Here is a 6,251-nt window from a genome sequence, read left to right as displayed (position 1 = left end):
GCCGGTTTGATCTGCGCCGCAGTAAACGGTAGGCTACGGGGTCTGCTCGGATACCGGTGCATTTCCCGCAAGCCGTTTGGATAACTTCATGACCGTTCGACATAACGTCCCGATCCTGGCCGCCGCCGCTGTCGCGGCCTTCCTGGCATCCTGCGGCGGCGAGGGGCCCGTCGCGCAGATATCCGATACCCGCACGGTTGAGTCCCTGCCCAAACCGGCCGCTCCGGACGCCACAAGCGCGCAGCGGTTCGGCTTCGAGCAGGCAACGGCGCGTCCTTCGCCGGCACAGGGCGCCCCCGGGGCCGAAACGGTCGAGTTGCCCTTCACCTGGACCGCCCCCGAGGGCTGGCAGCAGGCGCCGGAGCGTCCCATGCGTGTTGTGACGTTCACCACGGGCCCGAACCACGAAGCGGAGTGTTACATAGCGATCCTCGGGTCAACGGGAGGAAGCGTAGCCGCGAACATCAACCGGTGGCGAACGCAGATGGGCCAGGAGCCGCTCACCGGCCAGGAGGTTGCGGCGTTGCCGGTCATCGATGTGCTCGGCCAACCCTCCCCATGGGTCGAATTGCGGGGCACATTCACGAATCAGGCCGGGGAACCCGCCGAAGATACGCTCATGCTCGGCCTTGTATGCCCCGTCGAGACGTTCAACATCTTTGTCAAGATGACCGGACCGGCTGACCTGACCGGCGCGCAACGCGACAAGTTCCTGGCCTTCTGCAAATCCCTTACATGGAGCCGATCGGCGAATCAATGAAAGCTGTTCTGCGCACACTGTACCATTTTCTGTCATCGTATGGGCTTTCGTGCGTCCTGTTTCTGCTGCTATTCGTTTTGACGCTGTTGGGAACGCTTGAGCAAATCAACCTGGGCATTTTCGATGTCCAGAAGAAGTACTTCGCGTCGTTCTTTCTGATCCACGAGCTTTTCGGCGTGATACCCATCCCGTTGCCGGGGGCCTATCTAGTCATGGCGCTGCTCGCGGTGAACCTGACTCTGGGCGGCATCGTCCGTGCACGGAAGCGGCCGGCGCAGTGGGGCATCCTCATCGGACACGCCGGCATACTGCTTCTACTCGCGGGCGCGGCGGTGCAATACAATTACTCGGTCAGCGGAAACCTCACCCTGTACGAGGGCGAACAATCCAACGAGTTCGAGAGCTATTACGAATGGGAACTCGCGGTTGCTGACGCCTCCGGCCGGGGGCCCTATACCGAATACCTCATCCCCGGCAGCCGGTTCATGGACATCGGGTCCGGCGGCACGCGCACGTTTAACCATGCGGCCCTGCCCTTCGACATCGTCCTCGAGGGCGTCTACCGCAACTGCATCCCCCGCCCGGCGGGTCAGGCCGGACAGGCCGCGGGACGCCGCGTAGACGGGTTCACGCTCGTCGGGATGACCCTTGAAAAACAGGCCGAGCGCAATGCAGCGGGCGCGTATGTGCGCATTCAGCCGAAGAACGGCGAAGCCATCGAAGCCATTTTGTGGGGGTATTCGCCGTTCCCGCTCACGGTCGAACTCGACGGCAAGCTGTGGACGTTCGATCTTCGCAAGAAACGGTTCCAGATGCCGTTCACCGTGGCGCTAGACACATTTACCCACGAAATGCATCCGGGCACGCAGATGCCCAAGAAGTTCGAGAGCGGCGTACGCAAGATCGAGAACGGCATCGAGCAGGCGGTGACGATCAGCATGAACGCGCCCCTGCGGCATCGCGGCTATACCCTGTACCAGGCCTCCTGGGGACCGCCGGACGCCAAACCCGGGCAACGGTTGTTTTCGGTCTTCGCCGTGGTGAACAACCCCGCCGACCAGTGGCCGCTCTACGCCACGATTGTCATCACGGCCGGGCTCGCGGTCCATTTCGTGCGGAAACTCGTGGTGTATTTGCGCGAACAGAGCAAAGGCGGCGCATGATGAAGCGGCGGCACAACAGCGTGATACTCCTGGCGGCGTGCATGGCCATAGCGGCAAGCGCCTTCGCCCAGCACCCGCCCCTGGCGCCAGAAGGACCTCCCCCGCGCTGGGACGCCCAGACTCTCGAACTGTTCGGCTCGCTCCCCGTGCAGGAAGGCGGCCGCATCAAGCCCATGTCCACCGTCGCCGCGTTCAAACTGCTCAAACTCCGGGGAAAGCGGTCGTGGCGCGGTCCCGAAAGGCCCGGCGATAGCAGAGTCCAGCGCGCGCTCATGGGCGTGTCGCATCCCGAGCTGGGACCGGTCGAGTGGCTCATGGATACTCTGTTCTATCCGCGCGCCGCGGCGGCGTATCCCGTGTTCCTGGTACAATCTGACGAACTCGCCGATGCGATCGGCGTCCCCCATCAGGGAAAGCGCAAGCGCGATCGGTACTCGTACCTCGAACTCCTGCCCGGACGCGACAAGCTTTACCAGCTCGCGGACCAGTACATGGAGATGCCCGAACGCGAGTTGACAGGGCTCCAGCGCCAGCTCGTCAACCTCGCCCATAACGTCGCGGACTACGAGTCGCTCTTGTCCTTCCTTGATTTTGCCCGCGAGGAGTATCCCGCCCGGAACACCGAGGGTTTGCGTCTCATCTTCACCGAAGAAGGCCGGACCCGATACAGCGACGTGCTCCGGAAAGCGCCGTTGCTCGCGTCGCTCGTCCAAACCTTGAATGCCGGAGAAGGAGGAGGACTGAGCGCGGAGCAGCGCGAAGCCGAGCTGACCGCCCTGCGCGAACTGCTGGGCCAAGCCGATCACTTCGCCGCTGCCGCGAAAGCATTTGTCCTGCTGCCGCCGATACCGGACAGCGGCCGCGACGCCTGGATTTCTCCCGGCGACGCGCTCGCGGAGGCGTTCATGGCGGAGAAACTCCCCGAGCCGCATATCGCACAGGTGGCGCAGCTCGAACGATTGGCGTCGCTGTGCGGCGACCGGCCGGCGTTCAGGCAGACTCTCGAAGAATTGCACGGGAACATCGTCAACGCCGCCGCGGACCGGGGCGAATACGACAAGGTCCCCGCGGAAATGGCGTACTACCGATACAAGCTCATCGCGCGGAGCTTTCCGCTGTTCATTCTGTGTTTCCTGCTCGTTGCCCTCACGTGGCTGAGACCCGGCTGGCGGCGGTTGACCGCACTCGCCCCCTATGCGCTTATGACGCCGACCTTGCTTCTTGCCATCGGCATCACCATGCGCTGCATCATCCGCGGCCGGCCCCCTGTCACCACCCTCTACGAGACCATTCTGTTCACGACGGCCGTCAGCGTAGCGCTCGCCATCGCCATCGAACTGATGAACCGCCGCCGTATCGCCGTGTCGCTGGGCGCGCTGCTGGGCGCGGCAGGGATGTTTCTCGCCAACCGGTACGAGGTCAAGGAAGGCGTCGACACCATGCCGAGCCTCGTGGCTGTGCTCGATACCAACTTCTGGCTGTCCGCCCACGTGACCACCATCGTGATGGGCTACGGCGCGGCCATGTTCGCCGCGGCCATCGGGCACGTGTATATCCTGGGCAAGACGCTGCGCATACGAAACAATGACGAAGACTTCTATGCGGGCATCTACCGCATGACCTACGGAGTGACCGCGTTCGGGCTGTTATTCGCCGTGCTCGGAACCGTGCTGGGCGGCATATGGGCCAACGAAAGCTGGGGCAGGTTCTGGGGCTGGGACCCGAAAGAGAATGGCGCCCTCATGCTCGTGCTATGGATGCTCACCGTGCTCCATGCCCGCCTGGGGAATTACATCAGGGCCCTCGGGTTTAACATCGGTGCAGTTCTGTGTGGCATGGTCGTGGCGTTTTCGTGGTGGGGCGTTAACCTGCTGGGCGTGGGGTTGCACAGCTACGGCTTCACCAGCGGCATCTTTCGCACGCTCGCGGCCTTTTACGTCATCGAGACCGCGGTGGTGCTCCTGGGCATGTTCGTGTGGCTGCGCGACGACGGTTACCTTGCCCCCGCACAACCCGCCCCAAACACGGAACCATGAAAAACGCCCGGCACGAGGCCAGGCGTTACAACTGAAGGATTCGCGCGGCTGTTTCTGGCCGTGCGGCGGCCTTTGCTCAATTCGCCAAACCCAGCACGCCGCGGATACGCGTCACGAATGCTTCGGTCATCGGGAACGGACCCGGGTACGGCTGCCATTGGACATGCCCATCCATGTACAGCACCCAGCCGCCAGACTCCTCACGCTCGCCGGGCACTTCCCACAGAACCGGGATCGATGCCTGCATCATGCTTCCCACCATCCCCGCAGGCGCATCGGGAAATACCTGGTTGGCCAGTCCTTCGTTCAGGCGGAAAATGACCTCGCCGCCTGCGGTACCTTTGCCCGCCCCAACCTGGATGTCTTGATCCCGCACAGCCGCGATGCCGAGCTGCTGCACGGCGTCGAGAAACGCCATACCCTGGGCTTCACTGGTCACGGCATGCGCGAAATAGCAGCGCGTGATGCCGTCGTTCGGATACAGCACCGTTGTGTCCGTGAGGTATTCGGGATAGATCTTCTTGAACTCGGGCGTGAACACACCATCCTGGGCCTCGAGCGGCGGGAACAATGCGCCTTGGCTCTCGTTGGCGTACATCTTGAACACCAGCCCCATCTGTTTGAAGTTGTTCGAAGCACGCTCACTTTCGCGTCCCTGGGGTGCAGGAACGTTGCTGACCGGCGGCGGCGAGGCCACGGGCAGGGTGATTACATTCCCCTGCGACGGCGCCGTAACCGCTACGGAGGTCATGGCGTCCATCGCGGGCGCAAGTGCCCATAGTGTGTAACTGCCCTCCGCCACTTCGAAGTAGAACGTTCCGTCACCACCACTGGGTACCGATTTCAAGACGCGGTCGCGGTCGGCAAGCATCAGATGCGTTCGGGGAAGCGCAGAACCATCGGCGGCCAACACCTGGCCCAAAAGGCCCGCGTCCTGGGGCGCCATGACATACTCCACCGCCACCGGGTCACGCTGGGGCTGGAGTCCCGCAACCAGAGACCCGGGAAGAAGCTGGTACCCCCGCAACGAGAACCCCAGCCAATACGTCGAATCTGTCGGCAGCGCTTCGATGCGGAAGCGCCCCTCGGCATCGGTCCATGCATATGCTGAAGGATATCCCTCCGCCGAACTTGAAGTACTCACGCTGGCAGCTGCCAGGGGCTTTCCGCTGGGGTCGACGACACGGCCTGCAATGGCGCCGGCCGGCTGATTGAATACGACCGTGACCTCGGTCAGGTCTTCGGGTACGCCCACGAACGCCACCTGCTCCCCGGCGGGGTCGTATGCGTAGCCGCGATAAATCTGCGCGCAGAGTGCTTGTATATGTCCGGCGGCCGTGGCCACCTTCCACTTCACGCTGTCGTCGACGAAGCCCCGGAAACCCGTGGGCAACACAGGCCACAATTGCAGCCATACCTCTTCCACAGGCGCCCCGCCCGAGCGCACAAACGCCACGTCCTTCTTGACGCTGGAAATAGTGAAGTTCTGCACGAATGTCGCGCCGGACTTGTTCACCTGTAAACGGTTCCCGCTCGGTTTCGCCACGAACTGCCCCGGGGCAAGCAGATCCCGCGCAATGAATACCTGGCTCTCGCCGAAGGGGAGTCCCGCCGTGTAGACGCCGCTCTCATTTGTGTACGAGCAGATTGCGACATCATCGGAGGTACCGACGATCACCGGAATTCCCGCCAGAGGGTTGCCCTCGGCATCAACGACGGTCCCGCTCACCTCGCCCGGGTATTCGTCCGGCAGTGTCAGCACGGTTTCAGCCGTCGCGCCCGGCTGCAGGCTGGGAACTTCCATCAAGCGCCCCTTGACGCCGTTCGGGGCCGTGACAACGACCGCGAGTTCGGCCAGGACCTCGGGATCCGGGGGTACCTGGTGAAACACGACGCATCCGGTTTCATCGGTCTCGCGCCGCATGGCGTACCCAAGCGCTTCGGGGATTTCGGATGCGACCTGCACAACCGCGCCCGGAACAGGCTGGCTTCCTTGCATCACGCGCAGCCGTAACGACGCGCCGGCGGTCAACGTCGCCTGGACCGGCTCAGGAGACGCAACGCGCTGTATCCAGGTCAGCGCATAGTTCGGGTGCGAGAAATACAGCGCCCCATAGGCGGCGCGCGCCGCGACGCTGAATTGTCCCTCGGCATCCGTAACCGCGACGTCATGGGCCGGGTCTTCCGCGCCTTCGGCGGCAACCCGCACCTCGGCAATCGGGTTTCCCGCGGCATCCACCACGCGCCCGGTGTAAACCGTCTCAGGAAGAAGCTTCACATGCAGCTCAATCT

Annotated in this window: 4 protein-coding genes; 3 read left to right on the top strand and 1 reads right to left on the bottom strand. The window is 63.3% G+C overall.

The genetic code is table 11. The features are described 5' to 3' along the window. The first annotated feature begins 88 nt into the window (after nt 1–88). From PLJ71_16130 to ccsA, 3 genes are read left to right on the top strand one after another with little or no spacing between them, the layout of a single operon-like run. The gene (locus PLJ71_16130; protein ID HQM50217.1) at nt 89–760 is read left to right on the top strand and encodes a hypothetical protein; all 672 of its coding nucleotides are present in this window, start codon (nt 89–91) and stop codon (nt 758–760) included. After that, nucleotides 757–1,923, top strand: a complete 1,167-nt coding sequence (locus tag PLJ71_16125; GenBank protein HQM50216.1) for a cytochrome c biogenesis protein ResB — start codon at nt 757–759, stop codon at nt 1,921–1,923. The genes PLJ71_16130 and PLJ71_16125 overlap by 4 nt, the downstream gene beginning before the upstream one ends. Then, nucleotides 1,920–3,959, top strand: coding sequence for a cytochrome c biogenesis protein CcsA (ccsA, locus tag PLJ71_16120; GenBank protein HQM50215.1), 2,040 nt, complete (start codon nt 1,920–1,922; stop codon nt 3,957–3,959). The genes PLJ71_16125 and ccsA overlap by 4 nt, the downstream gene beginning before the upstream one ends. A gap of 76 nt (nt 3,960–4,035) precedes the next feature. Here ccsA and PLJ71_16115 read toward each other — a convergent pair. After that, a partial coding sequence (locus PLJ71_16115) for a carboxypeptidase regulatory-like domain-containing protein (GenBank protein ID HQM50214.1) occupies nt 4,036–6,251 on the bottom strand: 2,216 nt, incomplete at its 5' end.

The sequence above is a fragment of the Candidatus Hydrogenedentota bacterium genome (genome assembly GCA_035416745.1).
In the GTDB taxonomy this organism is placed as follows: Bacteria; Hydrogenedentota; Hydrogenedentia; order Hydrogenedentales; family SLHB01; genus UBA2224.
Note: the sequence above shows the minus strand (reverse complement) of the source record. Positions and strands in the feature narration are given on the sequence as shown.